This is a genomic window from Pseudomonas typographi (assembly GCF_014694385.1).
GTDB lineage: Bacteria > Pseudomonadota > Gammaproteobacteria > Pseudomonadales > Pseudomonadaceae > Aquipseudomonas > Aquipseudomonas typographi.
Genome location: NZ_JAAOCA010000014.1, coordinates 128,393 through 149,430, shown reverse-complemented (window position 1 = coordinate 149,430; position 21,038 = coordinate 128,393). Strand labels below are relative to the sequence as shown.

21 protein-coding genes and 1 pseudogene are annotated in these 21,038 nt (G+C 63.4%); 6 read left to right on the top strand and 16 right to left on the bottom strand.

Annotation, left to right across the window (positions count from 1 at the left end; genetic code table 11):
* The 6 genes and pseudogenes from HAQ05_RS13055 to HAQ05_RS13035 form a co-directional block, all read right to left on the bottom strand.
* Window positions 1-1,125 (bottom strand): Ig-like domain-containing protein (locus tag HAQ05_RS13055; RefSeq protein ID WP_338050212.1); only part of this gene is annotated, 1,125 nt, incomplete at its 3' end.
* Window positions 1,126-1,160: 35 nt separating this feature from the next.
* On the bottom strand, window positions 1,161-1,592 hold the full coding sequence (locus tag HAQ05_RS13050) for an Ig-like domain-containing protein (protein WP_338050214.1): 432 nt from the start codon (window positions 1,590-1,592) through the stop codon (window positions 1,161-1,163).
* A gap of 9 nt (window positions 1,593-1,601) precedes the next feature.
* Window positions 1,602-1,679 (bottom strand): annotated as a pseudogene (locus tag HAQ05_RS29490) (hypothetical protein); the annotation flags it as partial.
* Complete coding sequence (locus HAQ05_RS13045; protein WP_190421211.1) at window positions 1,666-2,751, bottom strand: Ig-like domain-containing protein; 1,086 nt, start codon at window positions 2,749-2,751, stop codon at window positions 1,666-1,668. The pseudogene HAQ05_RS29490 and the gene HAQ05_RS13045, both read right to left, overlap by 14 nt.
* A gap of 232 nt (window positions 2,752-2,983) precedes the next feature.
* Window positions 2,984-4,126, bottom strand: coding sequence for an acyltransferase family protein (locus tag HAQ05_RS13040; RefSeq protein WP_190421209.1), 1,143 nt, complete (start codon window positions 4,124-4,126; stop codon window positions 2,984-2,986).
* A gap of 137 nt (window positions 4,127-4,263) precedes the next feature.
* Entirely contained in the window at window positions 4,264-4,434 is a 171-nt protein-coding gene (locus HAQ05_RS13035) for a hypothetical protein (RefSeq protein ID WP_190421207.1), read from the bottom strand.
* 577 nt (window positions 4,435-5,011) lie between these two features.
* On the opposite strand from HAQ05_RS13035, the gene HAQ05_RS13030 reads away from it, so the two are divergent.
* Window positions 5,012-5,563: a sigma-70 family RNA polymerase sigma factor gene (locus HAQ05_RS13030; protein WP_190421205.1), complete on the top strand. Its 552-nt coding sequence runs from the start codon at window positions 5,012-5,014 to the stop codon at window positions 5,561-5,563.
* 4 nt (window positions 5,564-5,567) lie between these two features.
* Here HAQ05_RS13030 and HAQ05_RS13025 read toward each other — a convergent pair whose 3' ends face one another.
* The 4 genes from HAQ05_RS13025 to HAQ05_RS13010 are packed head-to-tail and all read right to left on the bottom strand — an operon-like array spanning window position 5,568 to window position 7,986.
* Window positions 5,568-6,050, bottom strand: a complete 483-nt coding sequence (locus tag HAQ05_RS13025; RefSeq protein ID WP_190421203.1) for a DoxX family protein — start codon at window positions 6,048-6,050, stop codon at window positions 5,568-5,570.
* Between the two features lie 20 nt (window positions 6,051-6,070).
* Window positions 6,071-6,826, bottom strand: coding sequence for an HvfC/BufC N-terminal domain-containing protein (locus HAQ05_RS13020; RefSeq protein ID WP_190421201.1), 756 nt, complete (start codon window positions 6,824-6,826; stop codon window positions 6,071-6,073).
* Complete coding sequence (gene bufB, locus HAQ05_RS13015; protein ID WP_190421199.1) at window positions 6,826-7,677, bottom strand: MNIO family bufferin maturase; 852 nt, start codon at window positions 7,675-7,677, stop codon at window positions 6,826-6,828. The genes HAQ05_RS13020 and bufB overlap by 1 nt, the downstream gene beginning before the upstream one ends.
* Window positions 7,678-7,698: 21 nt before the next feature.
* Window positions 7,699-7,986, bottom strand: a complete 288-nt coding sequence (locus HAQ05_RS13010) for a BufA1 family periplasmic bufferin-type metallophore (protein WP_190421197.1) — start codon at window positions 7,984-7,986, stop codon at window positions 7,699-7,701.
* 217 nt (window positions 7,987-8,203) lie between these two features.
* Between HAQ05_RS13010 and HAQ05_RS13005 the strand changes: the two genes are divergently transcribed.
* On the top strand, window positions 8,204-8,845 hold the full coding sequence (locus HAQ05_RS13005; protein ID WP_190421195.1) for a DUF1109 domain-containing protein: 642 nt from the start codon (window positions 8,204-8,206) through the stop codon (window positions 8,843-8,845).
* 40 nt (window positions 8,846-8,885) lie between these two features.
* Here the strand turns inward: HAQ05_RS13005 and HAQ05_RS13000 are convergent, their stop codons facing one another.
* The 3 genes from HAQ05_RS13000 to HAQ05_RS12990 form a co-directional block, all read right to left on the bottom strand.
* A complete protein-coding gene (locus tag HAQ05_RS13000) occupies window positions 8,886-9,890 on the bottom strand; it encodes a class I fructose-bisphosphate aldolase (protein ID WP_190421193.1) in 1,005 nt (334 codons plus the stop codon).
* A 296-nt stretch (window positions 9,891-10,186) separates the two neighbouring features.
* Window positions 10,187-10,657, bottom strand: coding sequence for an RNA methyltransferase (locus HAQ05_RS12995; RefSeq protein ID WP_190421191.1), 471 nt, complete (start codon window positions 10,655-10,657; stop codon window positions 10,187-10,189).
* Between the two features lie 101 nt (window positions 10,658-10,758).
* Window positions 10,759-12,405, bottom strand: a complete 1,647-nt coding sequence (locus HAQ05_RS12990; protein WP_190421189.1) for an acetolactate synthase large subunit — start codon at window positions 12,403-12,405, stop codon at window positions 10,759-10,761.
* 404 nt (window positions 12,406-12,809) lie between these two features.
* Here HAQ05_RS12990 and HAQ05_RS12985 point away from each other — a divergent pair, with 404 nt between their 5' ends.
* From HAQ05_RS12985 to HAQ05_RS12975, 3 genes are all read left to right on the top strand, one after another.
* On the top strand, window positions 12,810-13,082 hold the full coding sequence (locus HAQ05_RS12985) for a hypothetical protein (RefSeq protein ID WP_190421230.1): 273 nt from the start codon (window positions 12,810-12,812) through the stop codon (window positions 13,080-13,082).
* Window positions 13,083-13,163: 81 nt separating this feature from the next.
* Complete coding sequence (locus HAQ05_RS12980) at window positions 13,164-14,345, top strand: acetyl-CoA C-acetyltransferase (protein ID WP_190421188.1); 1,182 nt, start codon at window positions 13,164-13,166, stop codon at window positions 14,343-14,345.
* 352 nt (window positions 14,346-14,697) lie between these two features.
* Complete coding sequence (locus tag HAQ05_RS12975; RefSeq protein WP_190421186.1) at window positions 14,698-15,234, top strand: DUF4174 domain-containing protein; 537 nt, start codon at window positions 14,698-14,700, stop codon at window positions 15,232-15,234.
* Between the two features lie 97 nt (window positions 15,235-15,331).
* Here the strand turns inward: HAQ05_RS12975 and HAQ05_RS29485 are convergent, their stop codons facing one another.
* Window positions 15,332-15,961, bottom strand: coding sequence for a methyl-accepting chemotaxis protein (locus HAQ05_RS29485; protein WP_420825774.1), 630 nt, complete (start codon window positions 15,959-15,961; stop codon window positions 15,332-15,334).
* A 1,893-nt stretch (window positions 15,962-17,854) separates the two neighbouring features.
* Between HAQ05_RS29485 and HAQ05_RS12965 the strand changes: the two genes are divergently transcribed.
* A complete protein-coding gene (locus HAQ05_RS12965) occupies window positions 17,855-18,643 on the top strand; it encodes a hypothetical protein (protein ID WP_190421183.1) in 789 nt (262 codons plus the stop codon).
* A 323-nt stretch (window positions 18,644-18,966) separates the two neighbouring features.
* Here HAQ05_RS12965 and HAQ05_RS12960 read toward each other — a convergent pair whose 3' ends face one another.
* Together HAQ05_RS12960 and HAQ05_RS12955 are read right to left on the bottom strand one after the other, a co-directional pair.
* On the bottom strand, window positions 18,967-19,923 hold the full coding sequence (locus HAQ05_RS12960) for a D-2-hydroxyacid dehydrogenase family protein (RefSeq protein ID WP_190421182.1): 957 nt from the start codon (window positions 19,921-19,923) through the stop codon (window positions 18,967-18,969).
* Between the two features lie 24 nt (window positions 19,924-19,947).
* Window positions 19,948-20,958, bottom strand: a complete 1,011-nt coding sequence (locus HAQ05_RS12955) for an alpha/beta fold hydrolase (RefSeq protein WP_190421181.1) — start codon at window positions 20,956-20,958, stop codon at window positions 19,948-19,950.
* Window positions 20,959-21,038 lie beyond the last annotated feature (80 nt).

Below are 21,038 nucleotides of genomic sequence, written 5' to 3'. Positions count from 1 at the left end.
GGTGAGGTCGGGGGCGGTGATCTCGGCGGGAGGGGAGGTATTACCCTGAGCGTCGCTTTGCCTGGCCAGCAAGGCTTCGCCGTTTTGTTGCGGGCTGTTCAGCGCCACACGGAAGGTGCCGTCCGCCGCCACTTCAGCGGTGCCCAATAGCGCCCCGGCCTGGCTTGTCACGGTCACGCTGGCGCCGGCTTCGCCAGTGCCTTCCAGTAGCGCGCCGCCGTTTACCAGTTGCAGCGCGGCCGGGGCCAGCGGGGCGGTAGTGTCTGGCGCGGTGAGGCTGGCCACCGGTGAGATGTTTTGCGCGGCATCGGTGAGGGTCACCTGCAACACTTGGCCATTCGCCTGGGGGGCGCCCAGGTTGACCGTGAACGTGCCGTCGGCCGCTACGGTGCCGTCGCCCAACTGTGTGCCGTCGGCAAGCGCCACACGCACGTGGGTGCCGGCATCGCCAGTGCCGCTCAACTGGGCGCCATTGGTCAGCTGTAGGTTGAGCGCCGCGTCTGGCGGTGTGAGATCTGGCGCGGTGACCGAGGTGGGCACGCTCATATTTCCCGAAGCATCGGCTTGCTGCACGCTCAACACTTGCGCATTCACCTGTGGTGGCGCCAGCACTATGCTGAATGTGCCGCCGGCCGACACTTGGGCGGTGCCCAATACAACGCCGGTGGTATCAGTGACCGTGACCGTGGCACCGGGTTCGCCGACGCCGGTTACTTGCGCGCCCGCGGCATTGATCGCCACGCTGCTGAGGGCGCTGGGTGCAGTGGTGTCGGGGGCAAACAGGTTGGCGATGGGCGATACGTTCCCGGCATGGTCGGCTTGCGTCAATGCCAATTGCTGGCCGTTAGCCAGTGGGTTGGCCAATACGAGGGTGAAGTTACCATCGGCGGCCACTTGGGCAGTGCCCTGTACAGTGCCAGCCGTGTCGCGAGCGGTCACCGTGGCACCCGCTTCGCCGTGGCCGCCGAGGCTGCCGCCATCGACGGCCAACGCAAGGTCACTAGGCGCTGCCGGCGGGGTAACGTCGGCCGCTACCAGGTGTGCGGGCAACGAGTTCAATCCGTTTGTGGCGGTGGCGTTAACGCTGAGCACCTCGCCATTGAGTTGGGCACTGGCCAGGCTCACGCTGAAATAGCCGCTGCTATCGACCGATGCCTGGCCTAATAGCTCGCCAGCCGCCCGAACACCCGCACCGTGTTGCCGGCGTCGGCCGTGCCGCTTAGCGTCAGGCCGTCGCTGCTCAAGGCCAGGCCGCTGGGCACGTTGGGCGCGAAGGCACCGGGCGCAACGACAGTGGCGGGCGGCGAGGTATTACCCGCGGCGTCACGCTCCATCACGGTCAGTTGGCTGCCGGCGGTCGCGGCGGTGTCCAGCGTCAGGCTGAAGCGGCCGTCGCTGTCGACGTTGCCGCTGCCGAGCAGGTAGCCGTTGGCATCGCTGACGCTCAGCCCTGCGCCGGCCTCACCGAAGCCGGTCACGGTCAAACCATCGGCCGATACCGCAAGGTCCGTGACGGCCGGTGGCACAGTGGTATCGATGGTCGCGAGAATGGCCGGTGCCGATATATTGCCAGCCGCGTCGGCGGCAATCACTTCCAAGATTTCGCCATTGTTTCGGGGGCTACTCAGCAGGACCTGAAAATGACCATCGGTGCCGGTCAATGTGCTACCGAGCGCCACCGTCGAGGTCACGCACCTCTACTGTGCTGCCGGGTTCGGCCCGCCCACTTAATTCCAAGCCGGTGCTGGCCATGGCCAGCTCAGTGGGCGCTGCCGGCGGGGTAACGTCCAGGGCGTTGAAGGTGACCGTTTCGGCGTGGCCGGCGGCGTCAGCCTGGCTCACCTGAAGCACTTCGCCGTTGAGGTGTGCGGTGTCCAGGCCAACCGAGAAGGTGCCGTCGGCAGCTACTTGCGCGGTGCCGCGCACGCTGCCGTCAAGGCTGCGCACCACTATTGTGGCGCCGGGCTCGCCGTGGCCTGTGAGGGTGAGGCCGTCGGCGCTGATGGCGAGGCCTTGCAGCGCATCGGCGAGCACACCCGGCGTTTGCAGGATGCCGGGTAAGGAAACATTGCCCGCTCCATCGGTGAGTTGCACCTGCAGCGTTTCGCCGTCGGGGGAGGGTGCGGGCAGCGTGATCTGGAACGTGCCATCGCTGCCCACCACGGCACTGCCGAGCAGGTTTCCGGCTGCGTCGCGCACGCTGGCGGTGGTGCCTGCTTCGCCGTTGCCGCTCACGGTCAGCCCGTCGGCGCTCAAGGCCAGTTGGGTAGGGCGCGCGGGCGCGGCCACATCACCGCCGCCATTGCCGCCACCATCGGAATGAATACTACTGGCTGCGGCCACAGCGCCGCCAGCGCCCAGCACACCGAGCCCGGCGATCGCCCATTCAGGGGTGGCGCTGCCTACCACACCGGCGCCGGCGAGCAGTTCGTCGATGGAGGCGAGGGGTTCGAAGGCAAAACCCTTAAAGGCTTGGGCGTCGTAATGGGCTTCCCATAGCGCGCCGTTTTCATTTTCGAACACCATGTCGCTGGTTTGCCCAGCGGTATTGGCCGTGAAAAACTGGCTGACAGTAATGTGTTCGCCACTTTTAAGGGTCAAGAGTAGATCCTGGCCGCTGCGGGTGGCAGTGGCCACCTGCGCGGGCTCCACCGGTACTTTCACCACGCTCGGACCATTTAGCCGCATATCGCCCCATGCCGCTTCGCTGATTTGCTGGGTGGCTTTGTCGGCGACTACGATGTTGTCCATGCTCACTCTCTGTTATCGCGGCTGCCAAACCGCTGTTTTTTTTTGCACTGCGCTTATGGGATATTTGGATCCTCTAGAGGTATAGCAAATGGCCAACTTTTGACCAGTTGCTTCGTAGGCTAATGATTTGAGTGCTAAAAGTGAGCGACCGTTCGGGTTTGCCTGCACACATAAGGATGGGCGTATCGCCCCGAGCTGGCAGGCCAATGAGCCGTCGCCCCTCCGGCTTGGCTCAACCTTCCCTAGCCGCCAGCACCCCGCTCCGGCCGCGTTGGCTCAAGTACTTGCCCGCGGTGATGCCCTTAAGTTCGATCAGCCGGTAGCTGAACCAAGACACACCCACGATTACCGCCAGCAGCGCCAGCAACAGGGCGTTGTCGTAACCGGCAGCGTGCAGTGACAGGTAAGGAGGCGCGCCATCGCTGGGATAAATCACCCAGTGGCTGCCGAGTATCTTGCCGCCCAAGGTGAGCGCCAAGGTGGCGAAGAAGATAACGAAGGCGTGGACCATATAAATCGAATACGACAATTGGCCCAGCATCGCGAACGGGCGCTGGCGCAGCCACGCCGAGAGCGCGCCAGCGTCGAAGGCGAACACCAGGATCACCAGGCAAAACAGCAGGCTCAGCAGGATACCCTTTTGTGGCAGAGGCGCGACCAGGGCCGCCATCACCAGCCCTAGGCTGGCGATCTCCAACGCCGTGAACAGCCAAGGGGCAACTGGCGTGGCGGCGCGCACCGCACAATAAAGCCGGTAGGTGACGGCACCGGCGAAAAAACACGACAAGCCCTGCCATACCAACGGCGTCAGGCCCGCATACCCCACGGCCAGGGCCAGGAACGCGGCCAGTGCCACGCCGGCGAACAGCCTCAGCGCTTGTGTGTGGAATGCCCATAACAGCAGGGCGAAGATCAGGTATGTCCAGTATTCAACGCTGATGCTCCAGGCGGGGTAGTTGAACGACTGTGCGTTGAATGCAGGCCACCAGGCTTGTACCAACAACAGGTTCGGCAGCATCTCTCCCACCGCGCGCTGGCCGGTGAAGCTGGGCTGGTTGAATACCCAGCCGTGCTGCTCGGCCAGTAGTTTCATGACTTCCAGGCCGATGGCCAATACCAGCATGACCACGTGCAATGGATACAGCCGAAAGGTGCGGCTGATCATGAATGCCTTGAGCTGCCGCGCACAGCCCAGCCGTGGGCCATAGGTGTGCAGCATCACGAACCCACTCAGCACGAAGAAAAAGCTCACCAGGTAATGGGCGTTGCGAAAAAACGCCCATTCACCCACGCTCTGGGCGATGTGCAGGTGGTAAACGGCGACGCACATCGCGCACACCCCCCTGAAGCTGTCCAACGCTTGAAATCGTTTCATGATGAGCGCCTCGCGCCCACGGGCGAGCGCCCGGGGGAGTAGTGGGTGGTCGGGATGCAGGGGCGTGCGCGATCGCGCCGCAGCCTCGGTGGCAAAAGATGTACGTTGGGGTATCGCTTCGCCGGCGGCTTACCCGATCAGAGGCTCGCTAACTCGGCCAGGCAGGCCTTCGGCGAGGTGAACCGAGGCTTTGAAATCAAAACGCTCTGTGGTCGATAGACCATCGCCAGTTCGTAGGCGATCAGGGCGCCTTCGCCATACAGCGCCATAAGCGCCACGCCCCGAGGCTGAACCGCGTCGAGGAACAAGCTTGGCATCAGTGCAACGCCCATACCCCCAGCGACCAGCCCCGCGGGGGGGGCATTTGGCGGGCATGTTGCACAACGTTAGGGCTGAACTGCGCCTGGGCACAGGCCTTGAGGATCACTCCATGCGTTCCCGGGCCATGGTGGGCCGGAAACATTACCTACAGGCCCCCCGCCAGTTCGGCCGGGCCCACTTTGTGGCGCCGCGATAGGCGGTGGTGTTGCGGTAGCGCCAGTGCACGAATGGAATGCTACCGCCCTGGGCGCTAGGAAAAAGCGCGTCGTAGTGGCTGCTGTGGGGCTGGAGATGGTGGCGAGAAGCACACGCTAGGGTGCATGTGAGCGCAGTATAGCTGAGCGTTTCATGGTCGGCTATCGGCCACGGGTGCATAGGCCGGCGGTGTCGCTCAATGGCTGTTGCCACAACCTGTAACGTCCTGTGGCGGTTTTGTGGCCCCCAACGGTCCACGCCGGCGAACAGAAGCGTTATGGTACGCCCCGTTTCGCCAGGCCGCGGTGGCAGAGACACGTGAACCGTAGGGGTACTGGCCGGCGTTTTTCCGAACACCATGGGCACGGCATGAGCAAAAGCCTTGAATCACAATGGAGTGTGTTGCTTGCCCGGGGTAACGCAGGCGATCAGCAAGCGTATAGGGCGTTTTTACAGGCTGTTACACCGTACCTTCGCGGCTTGGCACGGCGGCGTTGCAGCCAAGTGGGTGTACCGGCTGACGCCGAAGATGTCGTTCAGGAAATCCTGCTCGCCGTCCACCTCAAGCGTGCGACCTGGGATAGCAAAAGGCCCGTTGGGCCATGGATTTCGACCATTGCGCGCAACAAATTCATCGACTCGATGAGGCGGCGTGGCCGCCACATCGATGTTCCCCTGGAAGAGGTGATCGATACCCTACCTGCCGAGTACCCCCATGAGGGTGAGGACAGCTACACCGTGGAGGCCTTGCTCGAACGGCTCTCGCGCCCGCAACGCGACATCGTGCAGTTGATTTCGCTTGAGGGCAGCACCGTTCGCGACACCGCACAACAGCTCGGCATGTCGGAGGGTGCGGTGCGGGTGGCCCTGCACCGAGCGCTGAAGTCGCTGGCTGCGCTGTATCGCAGCGCACTGGGTTGAGCGCTTAGCGGGGTTTCGCGGGCCGGCTGCTGAGCTTCAGTACCCGCGCTATGGCGGCGTCTAGGGCGACCCGGCCGGGCCCGCCTGCGATCACCACCCACAATGCCGCCGCCCAGGTCGCATGGGTCGGCCAGGCGCCGGGGTAAACGAACACTTGGATCACCACCGCCATGGCCAGCAGCACCCCCGCCGATAGGCGGCTGGCCAGCCCCAATATGAGCAGCACGGAAAAAACGTTCTCGCAAAAGGCTGCCAGGTAGGCGGCAAGGGCCGAATCGATCAGCGGCAGCCGGTATTCGGTTTGGAACAAATAAACGGTGGATTCGGCCAGTTGCCAGCCGTCGAGCTTGGTTTGGCCCGATTGAAAAAACACACCGCCCACGCCAATGCGCGCCAGCAATGCGATCAGGTCATGGGGCGCGAGCCCAACCCGCTGCAGGAACGAACGAAGGGGGGCGGGGCAAAGGCGGCTTTCGCTTGCATACATGGTGAGGTACCTGTGTTGGGTTAGCTGAAGCTGAGAAAAACGCCGGCCTGTAGCGCGCAGACCATTGCGCCTTCGAGGTTGAAGCCGGGGTGCTCGCGCTGCGCTTGCTCGCAGGCTTGCGATAACGTTAGGTGGGCGCCGAGGGCATGCAGAAACATGGCCTGCCCTTCGCCCAAACGATGGCAGACCACGTTCAAATGCGGCCTTGCAACCAGCACATGCTCGCCGCGCCAATGGTCGAGCTCTGCCCAGGGGCGGGCGCCGGTGTTCATTTCCCATAGGGTCAGGATCGGCCAGGCCGAGCGCACCACGCGTGCCGCGGGGTGCAAGGTCAGGCGAAGGCCCAGCAGTTGCTGCGCTGGCACGGCCGCCAGTGCTGCTGCCGCCAGCGGCGGCGCATCGGCGGCGTGGTACGCTTGGCTGCGAGCGGTTTCCAGCCGAACGACGTCGGCCAGATAGGGAACCGAAGCCGCCGGTTCGAAGCCAGCGACGAACGCGGCCAAGCCGTCGCCATAATCGGCCAGCATCGGGGATTGTGGCGCAGACACGTGAATGAATTGCGCCGCCATGGCCTGAAAAAATGCCTCGCCGACCAGTGTATGTGTGACCGGAAAGCGTGAGGCCAGCGCCTGGATCAGGCTGCCGATTACGTTGTTGCGGTAGGCGGCAAAACCGTGGCGCAACTGGCTCTCATTACCCTTGAACAAGTCGCCGGGGTAGTGACCGGCCGGTGCCAACAGTGCCTCGGCGAAGCGGTCGTAGATCGGGGTGCACATCACGGGTTCCTTCTGCGGTAACGGGCCAGGATCGCCTGGGCCTGGCGCACTTCGCGCAGCAGGCAGGGCCAGGCAGGAATGCTCGCGTCCCATTCCACCAGCGTGGGCAAGGGGCCGTGGCGTTCGATCAGGGTTTCATACAGCGCCCAACCGCTATCGGTAACCGGCCTGTCGTGGCTGTCGAGCACCAATGTGTGCCCGTGGTCGTCCACGCTCAGGGCATGCCCGGCAAGGTGAACCTGCGCAACGGCGTGCAGGGGAAACCGGGCCAGATATTGATACGGGTCGAAGCCGTGATTGGCCGCGCACACTTGCACGTTGTTCAGGTCTAGCAACAAGCCACACCCACTTTGGCGCGCCACCTCGGCGAGAAAATCCGTTTCGTGCATATCGCTGTGCGCCATGCGCACATAGGTCGACGGGTTTTCCAACAGCACCGTGCGGCCCAGGGCCTCTTGCAGGTGCGACACATGGCCTACCACCCGAGCCAGGGTGGTGGCGTTGTACGGCAATGGCAGCAGGTCGTTAAGGTAGGTGCTCCCATGCCGTGACCAGGCCAGGTGTTCGGAAACGCTTTCTGGCTGGTAACGGTCGCATAGCGCCTTTAGCCGCCCCAGGTGCTCGGTGTCCAGTGGGCCCGGGCCGCCGAGCGAGAGGGCAACGCCGTGTACCGACAAGGCGTAGTCTTCGCTCAGGCGGCCCAGCCGGGCGTGGGGCGGCCCGCCTGCGCCCATGTAGTTTTCCGCATGGATTTCGAAGAAGCCGACCGGTTGGCGGGCTTGGTCGATGTGCGAGAAGTGCTCGGGTTTGAACGCGGCCCCGGCATCATCAGGCAAGCGCAGGCATGGCATGTTCAGCTCCTTTTGGCTGCCTTAGGCGGGGCCGGGCCCCTGGGTGAGCGAACCGCTGCCGTTGGGCGTCTTGATTTGCGTGCAGGTGCCGGCCGGGACCAGCTTCCAGGCGTTTTTCTGGTAGTCGACCTTGGAGGTGCCGGCGCAGGTGGTGCCGGGCCCTGCCGCGCAGTCGTTCTGCCCCTTCAACGCCACGCCATAGCATTTCTCGGGGGCGGCTGCGTCTGCAGCGTGGGCGGTGGTGGCGAGCACGGCGATGGCCGAGGATAGGGAACCTGCAAGGGCGATAGCCAGGTGGCGAGCATTCATAGGTAAAACTCCACAATGAGTGTTTTCAGGGCAACGGTTGTTGGCCTGCCAGGTACTACGCAGGGGTTGGCCGGCTTGTTACAGCGGCAGAAAAAAATATTCCGCGTTGCCCGGCTAACGCGGCGCCTCTATGCTTTTGCCTTGGTATAACTTTTGCTCAGCACCTTCGGCAGCGGCCACGCGCGTGCCCTGGGCACGTGACTGGTAGAAAAGCAACATGCGAACCGATGACCTGATCTCCCTGCTGGAAGGCTCTGCCGGCTCCGTTGCCCCCCACTGGGTGGCGCGCCGGCTGGGGTGGGCGATAGTGCTCGCCGTGGCAGGGGCGTGCGTATTGATGCTGGGTACGCTGGGTATTCGCCCGGATTTGGCCGAGGCGGCCACCCAGGCGCGTTTTTGGCTCAAGGTGCTGTTCGCGGCGGCCCTGGTGGGCGGTTGCGCGTGGGTGTGCGCCCGCCTGGGGCGCCCCGGGGTTGCACTGGGCGGGGCCTGGCTCGGCATCGCCGTACCGGTGGCGGCGCTGTGGGTGGCCTCGGTAGCTGTGCTGGCAGCTGTCCCGCCAGGCCAGTTATGGCCGCTGCTGGCGGGGCAAACCTGGGCCGTGTGCCCGTTGGCCATTGCATTATTGTCGGTGCCCGGTTTCATCGCCTTGATGCATGCCATGGGCGGCATGGCACCCACCCGTTTGCGCCCGGCGGGTGCGGCGGCCGGGTTACTGGCCGGGGCGGCCGCCACCCTGGTGTACTGCTTGCACTGCCCGGAGATGCAAATTCCCTTTTGGGGGGCTTGGTACGTGCTGGGCATGGCCCTGCCCGCGGTAGCCGGCGCAGCCCTCGGCCCGCGGGTGTTGAAGTGGTAATGCCGGTGCTTATCTTTGGGGGGCCGGGTTCTGGCCCCCCTCAACCCTCGCGATAAGTACCCTGGCAGGCTGCGCGGTTGTAGGCCGCGCGCTGCGACAGCGCTTGCTGCGCCGCCTCGACGTTCGCCGGCTCACCGTTCCAGGCCGTTAACGCCGGTTGTTGCAAGGCGCGCCCGTAGGAAAACGTGAGCGCCCAGGGTAATGGGCGGCCTTGATGCATGGCATTCAAATGCGCACTGGCAAGCTCCGGGGTTTGCCCGCCAGACAAAAACGCAATGCCGGGCACTGCCGCGGGTACGCAGCGCAGCAAGGCGGCCAGCGTCGCTTCGGCTACCGCCTCGACACCCGCCTGTTCGCTGCTATCCGCTCCGCTGGTGACCATGTTCGGCTTAAGCAACATGCCTTCCAGTAACACGCCCTGGGCCGTGAGTTCGGCGAACACCGCATGCAGCGTTCGCTCGGTGACTTCGGCGCAGCGGGCCAGGGAATGGTCGCCGTCCATCAACACTTCCGGCTCGACGATAGGCACCAACCCGGTTTCCTGGCACAGCGCCGCATAACGGGCCAGGGCATGGGCGTTCACAGCGATCGCGGTGTCGCTGGGCGTGTTATGGCCAATGTGAATCACCCCTCGCCACTTGGCGAAGCGGGCGCCGAGTGTGTAATAGCCTTCGAGGCGCTCACGCAAGCCATCCAGCCCTTCGGTGATGGTTTCACCGGGGTGCCCGGCCAGCGGCTTGGCGCCCAAGTCAACCTTGATCCCCGGGATCATCCCAGCCTGGCGAATCAACTCGACGAAGGGCGTACCATCCTGTTTGGCCTGGTGGATGGTCTCATCGAACAGAATCAGCCCGCTCACGCTGTCGCCCAGCCGCGGTGCGGTGATCAGCAACTCCCGATAGGCGCGGCGCATCGGCTCGGTGTCGTCGATCCCTTGCTCGACGAAGCGCTTGCGGCAGGTGGAGCTGCTTTCATCCATGGCCAGAAGGCCTTTATCGTCTGCGACAAGGGCGTGGGTAATATCGAGCAGTGCTTGGGTGTTCATGTTGGGCCCTCTGGGTCAGGTGTGCGCGCCGTGCATACCGACGCATGGTGCATGGGGGTGTGACCATGGCGGCAGGGGGATGTTTCGTGCCATACGAACCGGGAGCACCTCAACGCGAGGGTCAATGTAGACCCTTTAGCCTTGGAACGCTGGGTTTGTGGGCTAGCCTCCCGACCCCCCTGGGTTTAGCGGCTGGCCGACGGTTTGCGTTGCCGGGGAGGGCTCGCCGCTGTGTTGAAGGGGGCCTAACAACTATAAAAAACCTGCAGGGCAGGCGTCTCCCTAGGTGCGGCGACTTACTTGAGCCCTGGCCCGGAGCGGGTGTTGTTGCCCTTGGCCATGCGGTCATACAGCACCACGTTCACCGTGGCGGCCAAATTCATGCAACCGTGCGTGGGAATATAGATGGTGTCTTCGCACCAACTGCGCACGCTTTTATCCAGTGTGCCGTCTTCGGGGCCGAAAATGTACAGCGCGCGGTCCGGGTGGGTGTATTGCGGCAGGGGTCGCGCACCTTCGACCAGTTCGACGGCGACCGGGATGCAGCCCAAGGGAATGATCATCTGCAAGTCATCCACGCCTATCAACGGGATCTCGTAGTGCACGCGCTGGGTGTCAGTGATGAAGTCGCGGGAGCGCGCATAGCGCTTGCCGCTGTAGAACACCGAATTGACCCCGTAGCAACCGGCTGCACGCATCACCGAGCCCACGTTTTCCGGCGACTTTGGGTTGAACAGGCCAATGCAACTGTATCGCTTATTTGCCATGGCGTGGGCCCCTGCGCAAAAAAGCCGGCAGTATAGCCAAACTTCTCGGGTGGTGTGTAGGCGCCGCCGGGGCGGCCCCGGGGCGCCGTTATGTGGCCGGTTTACACGGCTGCCGCGCGGTCGCGTATCTCCACATGCAGCAAATGGTCGTTTTCCGAATAATCCACCGGGCAATCGATCACATGCACGCCCGGCTCGGCCAGGCAGGCTTCGAGCAGCGGCCTGAGGCCCTCGGCGCTGGTGACGCGGTGGCCCTGGGCGCCATAGGCTTGGGCATATTTGACGAAGTCTGGGTTGCCGTAGTCCAGGCCGAAGTCTTCGAAGCCCATTTGGGCTTGTTTCCAGCGAATCATGCCGTAGCCGTCGTCGCGCAGGATAATCACCACCAGGTTCAGCTTCAGGCGCACGGCGGTTTCCAATTCCTGGCTGTTCATCATAAAGCCGCCGTCACCGCACACGGCGATGATAGGTGTGTCGGGGTGCACCAAGCGCGCGGCCATGGCCGAAGGCAGGCCGGCGCCCATGGTCGCCAGGGCGTTGTCGAGCAGCACGGTGTTGGGCATGTGCGCCTTGTAGTTGCGGGCGAACCAGATTTTATAGATGCCGTTGTCCAGCGCCACGATGCCGTCGGAAGGCAGCACACGGCGGACGTCGGCCACCACCCGCTGTGGGTACAGGGGGAAGCGCGCATCGTCGGCCCCTTCGCCGGTTTGCTGTTCGTTGGCCTCGCGGATGGCCAGGATGCGTTCGAAGTCCCAATGCGGCTGCGGCGCCAAGGCTTCGCTGATTTGCCACACGGCGTTGGCCACATCGCCTACTACCTCCACTTGGGGGAAGTACACCGGGTCTACCTCCGCCGAGCGGAAGTTCACGTGGATCACCTCGGTGCCGCCGCGCACCATGAAGAACGGCGGTTTTTCGATCACGTCGTGGCCGATGTTGACGATCAGGTCGGCCGCTTCCAAGGCGCGGTGCACGAAATCGCCGGCAGACAACGCAGCGTTGCCAAGAAAACGAGGGTGGCGCTCGTCTACCACGCCCTTGCCCAGTTGCGTGGTGATGAACGGGATGCCGGTTTTTTCGATCAGTTGGCGCAGTACGCGGGCGGTCATCTTGCGGTTTGCCCCAGCCCCGAGGACCAAAATCGGGCTGCGTGCCGTTTGCAGTTTGCCAACGGCGGCGCGTATGGCTTTTTCTTCGGCAATGGGCCGGCGCGACAGGCTCGGCGGGATGGGCGTGCTGTCGGTGTGCTCGGCGGCGACGTCTTCGGGCAATTCCAGGTGCACCGCGCCGGGCTTTTCTTCCTCGGCCAGGCGCACGGCTTCGCGAATCCGCGAAGGGATGTTGTCGGCCGAGGTCAATTGGTGGGTGTACTTGGTCAGCGGCTGCATCATGCCGCACACATCGAGGATCTGAAAGCGGCCCTGCTTGGATTTCTTGATCGGTTTTTGCCCGGTGATCATCATCATCGGCATGCCGCCCAGGTAGGCGTAAGCGCCGGCGGTGACCAAATTGGTGGCGCCAGGGCCAAGGGTAGACAAGCACACGCCGGTTTTGCCGGTCAGGCGGCCATACGTGGCGGCCATGAACCCGGCCGGCTGTTCGTGGCGGGTGAGGATCAGTTTGATCTTGCGCGAGGTGCGCAGCGATTCGAGCAGGTCGAGGTTCTCTTCGCCGGGAATGCCGAAAACGTATTCCACGCCTTCGTTTTCGAGGCATTGCACAACGATGTCAGCGGCTTTGGCCATGGGGTGGGTCACTCTTGCTCGGTAGAAGGTGGGAGGGTCGCTAAAATAACTCCCCATAGACCGGTTTAGCACCTAAGAGTGCGGCGTGCCGCTGCGCCATTGGTCCCAATAAGGCGGCTGGCCGATGGCTTCGAGCAAAAAGTCGCGAAACAGTTGCACCTTGGCGGCAGATAACGGCTGTGTGGTACACCAGGTTGATCGGCATGGGCTCGGTGTTTTCGCTGCCCTCGTAGCCTTCCGGCACGGGCACCCAATGCCTGGCGGGACCAGCCAGGTGGGGAACAGCATCGAGCCGTGGCCCAGGCGTGCGGCATCTGGGTGTTCTTCACTGCGTGGGCGCGCCACACCACCGAGGCGCAGAACATCCAGGTGAACGCGGCGATGGGCGCCATCTGCTACAGGCCTTGAACGATAGGCGCGGCGTGCGCCACGTGGGCTTGGTGACCGGGCTGCCTGCCGCACATGCCGTTTCGCGAAAGCCAGAGCCGCCTGGACGTGCCGAACTTCTACTACGCGACACCGACCTGGGGCGGCCGATTGAAGTGGTCACCGACATGTCGAAGAGTCGGGCCTTAGGCGTTAGCGCCTACCAGGCCACCGACCAGGCATTTTTTCGCACGTTCGAGCCCCTGCATCGCGAGCGCTTGATTTCCTCACTGTTTTGCCCGGCCTATTAATGTATTTGAAAAGCAAATTTTACAAATGAGTGGCCGGCGCTGATGATCGGCCTACAACAACAGGCTCTTCAGGAGATACCCATGCAACAGGTCGTGATCGTCGCCGCCACCCGTACCGCCATCGGCAGTTTCCAGGGCAGCTTGGCCCAGGTGCCGGCCCCAGAATTGGGCGCGGCGGTGATCCGCCAATTGCTCACCAGTACCGGCGTGGCGCCGGCCCAGGTCGACGAGGTGATCCTAGGCCAGGTGCTCACGGCCGGCAGCGGGCAGAACCCAGCGCGCCAGGCGGCCATCCTGGCCGGGTTACCCGCCCAGGTGCCGGCGCTGACCTTGAACAAGGTGTGTGGCTCAGGCTTGAAAGCCGTTCACTTGGGGGTGCAGGCGATCCGGTGCGGAGATGCCGAGATAGTGATCGCCGGCGGCCAAGAGAACATGAGCTTGGCCCCTTATATATTGCCCGCGGCGCGCACCGGGTTGCGCATGGGCCATGGGCAACTGGTCGATAGTGTGATTCGCGACGGCCTGTGGGATGCCTTCAACGACTACCACATGGGCATCACCGCCGAGAACCTGGCCGAGCAGTACGGTATCGGCCGCGAGCAACAGGACGCCTTCGCCGCCGCTTCCCAGCAAAAGGCCGCGGCGGCCATCGAGGCCGGGTACTTCAAGGGGCAGATTACCCCCATTTCGATACCTCAACGCAAAGGTGAGCCGGTGCTGTTCGACACCGACGAGCAGCCACGGCCCGGTACCGAGGCGGCGGCGCTGGCCAAGCTCAAGCCGGCCTTCAAGAAAGACGGCAGCGTGACGGCCGGCAATGCTTCCAGCCTGAACGACGGCGCCGCCGCAGTGCTGCTGATGAGCGAAGCCCGCGCGCAGGCGCTGGGCTTGCCGGTGCTGGCGCGGGTAGCCGGGTATGCCAGTGCCGGGGTAGACCCGGCCATCATGGGCATCGGCCCGGTACCGGCCACCCGCCGTTGCCTGGAAAAAGCCGGCTGGGCCTTGGGCGAGTTGGACCTGATCGAAGCCAACGAAGCCTTCGCCGCCCAGAGCCTGGCGGTCGCCGCCGAGCTCGAATGGGACATGGCCCGGGTGAACGTTAACGGTGGTGCAATCGCCCTGGGCCACCCGATCGGGGCCTCGGGCTGCCGGGTGCTGGTCACCCTGCTGCACGAAATGGCGCGGCGTGGCGCGGGCAAGGGCCTGGCTACGCTGTGCATCGGCGGCGGCCAGGGCGTAGCCCTGGCGGTGGAGCGCGGCTGAGCCGGCGGGTTCGCCTGCGCTGGCTCATGTGGGTTGGCAGGGCCATGGGCAGGTGATTGTGGCCGCCCCTGTGCCCGGCGAAACGCCGCGGGCACGGATGGCCGAACCGTTTTTACCTGGGTGCGCAACGCGCCACGGCGCAGGCTGTGGCCCGGGCTAACAGATCGCCAACGTGGTGCAGGCCCATGGCGGCGGGCCTGCCGCAAAGGCAGCGGGTGTACGCGATCATGGACTGGCCTTGGCGCCAGGGCGAACAATTGAGCCGAAAAAATGTCATGGATTCAGGCTCATAGGCTGGTGATTTTGCTGCAATGAGCGATTATTGATGCAGGGAATTTAAATGGAGGTAACCATGCTCATCCGCTCGCTGGCCCTGGCCACGTTGTTCGCCGCTTCCACGCCGCTACTGGCGGCCGACAGCGATTCGCCGCTGGCCAAGGACCGTGGCCATTCCCGGGCGGTGGTGGTGATCACCCGAAGCTCCGTCGACCCAGACCTGCAAAACCTTCAAAAGGCCTTGGCAGAGCCCGCCAACCAGAAGGGGTTCGCCCAGCGCAACATGGTGCTGTACACCGTGGCCGACATGATCGGCAAGCGTAATGGCGAAAACCTCGATGCCCAAGCCACCATGGCGTTGATCCGCGACCTGCAGTTGGGCGTGAGCAACGACACCAAAACCCTGTTGTTCGGCAAGGACGGTGAGCGCCGTTTCGAAAAGGACGGCGCCGTGACCCCGGAGGAACTGTTCAGCGCGGTGGACCAACTACCGGCCGAAGAAAAGAACGCGGCCCCGGCTGCTGCCGCGGCGTCGGCTGCCGAGCCAGCAACGGCGCCGGCCGGCAAGCCGGGCAAGGGCGGGAAGAAGGCGGCCGAGCCGCTGGACGACTGAGGCGCAGGCGCTGGGCTAGCCGCGCATAGTACGGGGCAATGGCCTTAAACAGCGCCTAGGGCCCGCCACACAGCGCATAACGTGCCGCGGCAGCCGGTTACGCCGCGCTCACCTCAAACCGCCCCACCAGCGCCTGCAAGGTGCCGGCATCATGCCGCACCTGGGCGGCGCTGGTTTGCAGCACCTCCACGCTCTGGTGCATGTCGGTGGAGGCATGGCCTACTTGCTTGACCGTACTGCCGCAGTCCAGGCTTTTGTCGTTCAGTTGCTGAATCAGCCCGAATAACTGCTCCACCGCCTCATGCAGTTGTGCGTTCTCGGACGGAACGCCGGTGGCCAGGTGCAAGCTGCGGTCCACGTCGCCCACGCCCTGCTGCATAAAGGTCACCGCCTGGCGCGTTTCCCCCTGCAGGCCCTCGATCATCGCGCGGATGTCTGCGGCTACCTTGGCCGTGCGGGTGGCCAGCGTGCGCACTTCATCGGCCACTACCGCAAAGCCCCGCCCATTTTCGCCGGCGCGGGCGGCCTCGATGGCCGCGTTCAAGGCCAGCAGGTTGGTTTGTTGGGTGATGTCGGTGATCAGCGCGGTGAACTGGCCAATCTCGCTCATGCGTTGGTCCAGCGCCTGTACGCTGGCCGCCGAGCGCGCGACCACATCGCGAATCGACTCGGTGCCGGCCTGCACCTGCTCGAACTGCTCACGGGCGCGCAGCACCACGGTATCCATGGCGTGCTTCATGTGTTCGGCGGTCAGCGAGGCCTGCTGGATTTCGCCTAATTGTGACTCGACGATCAGCATCATCCGGTGGATCGCCTCGTTTACCTGCGCGCTGGTGCGCTGGGCGGTATCGCTGCGTTCGAGCATGCGCGCATTGGTGCCGGCTACCCGTTGCGAGGCTTGGATCACCCGGCCCACCACCGTGTCGAGCTGGTCGATGAAGCTGTTGATCCAACGGCCCATATCGCCGCTTTCGTCGCGCCCCAGCAGTTCGGGCGCCAGGCGCTGGCGCAAGTTGCCTTCGCCTTCGGCCAAGGTACGCAACACTTCGGTCATGGCGTTGAGGCGGGCGGCCAAACGGCGTGGCCCCAGCGCGCGAAACACCACCGCAGCGCCCAGCAGCAGGGTGGCCTGCAGGCTATCGATCCATCCCTGTGGCAGGCCGCTCAGGTGCTGCAATGCGTAATTGCAGCCCAAGGCCCCGGCCAGGGTGGCGAGGTACGGGCGCATCAGCGCGTGGCTGAGCGAGCGACGCCGGTACACTTCTTCAAGGTCTGCCTCGCACATCATTCCCCAACGGTCGGCCGAGCCAGGCATTTGGAAGGTCACGCCCGCGCCGACGACCGGGACGTGGCGGTAGTCCGAATAACCTGGGTAGGTCACGAACAGGTTACTGCCATGGGCAATGGTTTCACGCACCCCGGGGTGCAATTGGCCGGTGGCGGGGTCGGTAAAGCGCAGTTCAAGTTCCGTGTGGCGTTGCACACACACGGTGCCAAAGGCGGTGCGTACGCCATTTTTCAGGTTATCGCCGAGGGTGAAGGCATCATCTTCGAAGCGGGAGCGCGACAGCGCCGTACCGGGGGCAATGCGTGGGTCGAATTGCGGGCGCACCATGAACAGGTAATTGTCGCCAGACTCGGGGTAGATATGCCCGGCCTCGCGTTGGATCAAATCGCCCAGTACATCATTTGGCACCCGCGAGCACAGGCACCCGCGGCCCTGGTCGGCCAGGCCAAGGGGTTGGTAGAACATCAGCGTGACTTCATCGTGAAAACGTGAACTGGATGGGCCGATCGACAGCGTGAGGGGGTCTGTGTAAGGGCCATGCAGAAAAGGCTCGCGCAGGCCGCGGGCGAGTGCGGCCGGGTGCAGACCCCGTGCGCCCACGTGCGCCTCGTAGGTAGAGGCCAGCACCGTGCCGTGTGCGTCGGCGACGAACACTTCGCTGGCGTCGGCCCACTGCGCCAATGCACTGGCCAGGGCCGCCCGGTATTCAGCCTGGGGCACGCCCTGCAGGTGGCCTGCCAACTCTGCCAGTTGCTGCCATTGGCTGCTAGCCCATTGCTGCATCAGGCTGATACGGGTGTGTGCGATGGACTCGAACGTGTGTTCGATCACCGGGTACGCTAGGCGGTTAAGCCAGCACGCCCAGCCCTGGGCCCATTTGCCGTTTTTGCCCCACCAGGGCAGCCAGCGGCGTTCAGAGGGCGACAGTTGCATTGACTCGCTGCGTAAAGGCATAGCGGACTCCTCGGTGGATGGCTCACCCAGGCGATTGCAATTACTTTGCCATCATTGCGCAGCCTCCGGCGCAACCATCCAGCGCCGCTACTCGGAAAGCATCGGCATGCTGCCGTGTTATAGGCGAAGGGCGTACCGCCATCGAAGAGCCCGCGTGACGGTTTTCGATCAATGGCGGTGCCCGGTTTTAGCGTCCTCACTTTCACGTCGCCGCTGCCCTTGTGCAGCACAGACAGGCTTCGCCGGAGCGCCAAATGCAATAGCCGGCGAACGTGGGTGGAACCGCCATACGCCTGCAACCACTCACCCCGAATGGGCGCGCTTGTGGGATACCTGTGAAACCGGTTTTTGCGGCTTACTCAACCAGGGGATTAAAGAATGCAAGATATTATCAGGGCAATGAGCGCTTGCTTACCCTTCTGCCATAACCGGTTAACACGGGATGACGAAGAACTGGAAAGTTTACCGCCTGCCGATGTCCAGGCACCTGCGCAGGATATACCGCGGCCGCCGCCTACTGCCATTTCCGCATTTCACGAGATGGTCAATAAGCGGCTTCTTAACCTGCAACAAAGAAGGCAACTGGTCGAGGCGGAATTCCAGCCAGGCTTGGACCAGGAGATACGCGATGCCAAGAATCTAGGCGCCATAGCTGAACAATTGCTCGAGGGCGCCGACCAAACGGACTCTGCAGTGCAGTTGTTCAGTAAAATTTCGACGAACATTCAGCGGCACGAATTATTGCGTTACGATTCAACGGCCTTGCACAATGTTTATGCGCTGGCATCCCATAAGGCTGGCGACTGCGAGTCGATCTGTAAGCTTTACGCATTTGCAGCGTGGGCCGCCGGTTATAAGGATATAGCGCTCAAACAGTTGAAAGGTGATTTCAAATTCGAACTCGATCAAGACGGTGTAATGCCCGGGCGTCGGAAGGGCGACGCATTCAATTTTGTTTTGCATACAGTGTTGCAGGTTAACGACAGCGACGGCCGCCCCGCTTATTTCGATCCTTTATTCGGGCAGTGTGTGGATATCTCAGCCTATGGGCACGACCTGAATCACTATATGGGCGGGGCCGAGGGTTCTACCGCGCATCGGCACGCTGTAATCGATAATGGTGCAGAGGGCACACCTGCGGTGTCACTGACAGTACCGCCGCAGTAGATAGTTCAGCGCATGGCAACCTTACCGCCGATCAGGGCTGGCGGCAGCGCCGCAGGCGCAGGAATGGCAAGCGCATGGCCGCTGCGTGCGCCATGAACTTGAGCGTCCGATTTTTCCGAGCCTTGCTGGCGCCGTTAAGCCGGGTTCGCGCGTTGGACGACATAACCGCAGCGCGCACCCAAACTGTGCCGGCGCGCGCCTATAGGTGATGCGACAGCCCCGAATAAGGGCGTCACGGTCGTCGCCTATTAGAAAATGTCGCGCACGAAAAACTCGACGTCGCCCCTGGGCAGTTTTGACATGCGCCGTACTGGGGCGCTGGGCTATGCCAGCACACGTATTGCCTGGCCCTCGTGCCAAGCCAGAATATTTTCGATCATCTGGCTGTAAAACACCCGGTAGTTGTTTTCCGTGACGTAGCCAATGTGCGGGGTGGCCAGCACATTGGGCAAGGTACGCAGCGGGTGGCCGGCCGGCAGCGGTTCCTGGTCGAACACGTCCAGCGCCGCGCCGCCTAAGCGGCCCTCGTGCAATGCCTCGATCAATGCCGCCTCGTCGACGATGGGCCCACGGGAGGTATTCACCAGCAGTGCACCACGCTTCATCCAACCCAGCGCCTGAGCATCCACCAGGCCGCGGCTGCGTTCACCCAGCACCAAGTGGACCGACAGCAGGTCGGCCTGCTCGAACAAGGCTTGTTTTTCGACCCGCTCCACGCCCACCTTAGCCGCGACCTCGGCGGTGAGGTTCGGGCTCCAGGCGATCACCCTCATGCCGAACGCCTGGGCGTAGCCCGCGACCTTCTGGCCGATGCTGCCCAGGCCCAGCAAGCCCAGCGTACGACCATGAAGGTCGCCGCCAATACCTATTTGCCAGCCCCCGGTTTGTAGCGACAGCACTTCGGCCAATAGCTTACGGTTCAATGCCATCAGCAAGGTCCAGGTCAATTCCGGCGCGGCATGCTTGTAGCTGTCGGTGCCGCACACCGTAATGCCCCGCGCCGCGGCGACCGCCAGGTCGAGGGCGGCATTGCGCATGCCGCCCGTAACCAGCAGTTTCAGGCGCGGCAGGGCGTTGAGTAACTCGGCATCGAACAGGGTGCGCTCACGCATCACGCAGATCACGCTATAGGGTGCCAGGCGCTGGGCCAGGGTGGCGGAGTCGGCCGGGTAGTCATGGAGGAAATCCACCTGGCCCAGGCGCGCCAGTGGTGCCCAATCGACGACATCTTGTGCCACGTCCTGCCAGTCGTCGATGACTGCGATGCGAAGTTCAGACATTGCGCTTGACCCTGATGTAAGGAGTTATTGGGGGGTGTTCAACCAACTCAGCAGTGCTTGGTGAAAGCGTGCCGGTTCTTCCATTTGCGGCGCATGGCCGAGCCCTTCGAACTCCACCAGGGTGGCATGGGGAATGGCCTGGGCGGCCTGTTTGCCCAATTGTTCGTAGTGACCAACCCGGGCCTTGACCTCTTTCGGGGCGATGTCGCTGCCAATGGCGGTGGTGTCTGCAGTGCCGATCAGCAATAAGGTAGGCATCTTCAACTGCGGGAATTCGTAGACCACCGGCTGGGTAAAGATCATGTCGTAGATCAACGCCGAATTCCATGCCACCACGGTATGCCCGGGCCCCTGATTCAGGCCGGCAAGCATGTTCACCCAGCGGTCGTATTCAGGCTTCCAGCGCCCAGCATAATAGGTGGTGCGCTCGTAGTTGCGGATGCCCTCGGCGCTGAGCTTGGTTTCGCGGGCGAACCAGTCGTCTACCGAGCGCCAGGGCACGCCGAGGGCTTTCCAGTCTTCCAGGCCGATGGGGTTGACCATGGCCAGGCGCTGTACCTCATTGGGGTACAGCAGGGCATAGCGCGTGGCGAGCATGCCGCCGGTGGAATGGCCGAGCAAAATCGGGTCTTTCACGTCGATGTCAGCCAGCAGTTGGTGGGTGTTGGCGGCCAACTGCTGGAAGCTGTATTGGTAATGTTCAGGTTTGCTCGAGGTACAAAAGCCGATTTGGTCGGGGGCGATGACCCGGTAGCCGGCGCCGCTGAGCGCAGCAATGGTCGTTTCCCAAGTGGCAGCGCAGAAATTCTTGCCGTGCAGCAGCACCACGGTGTTGCCATTGGGTTTGCCGTTGGCCGCTACATCCATGTAGCCCATCTGCAGCGTTTGGCCCTGGGATTCGAAGCGGTAATGGTGCAGCGTGTAGGGGTAGGCGAAGCCTTGCAGTTCCTGGCCATAGGTGGCGGGGGGCTCATCGGCCAGGGCAGTGCCTGCGCCGAGTAGGCCGGCCAGCAGCAGTGCGCGGGTAAACATCATCGGGCCTTCCTTATCGAAACGGTATGGGCAGGGTGTGGCCTGCCATGTGTTCTGAACGAATACGCACCGCGTTGGTTCAG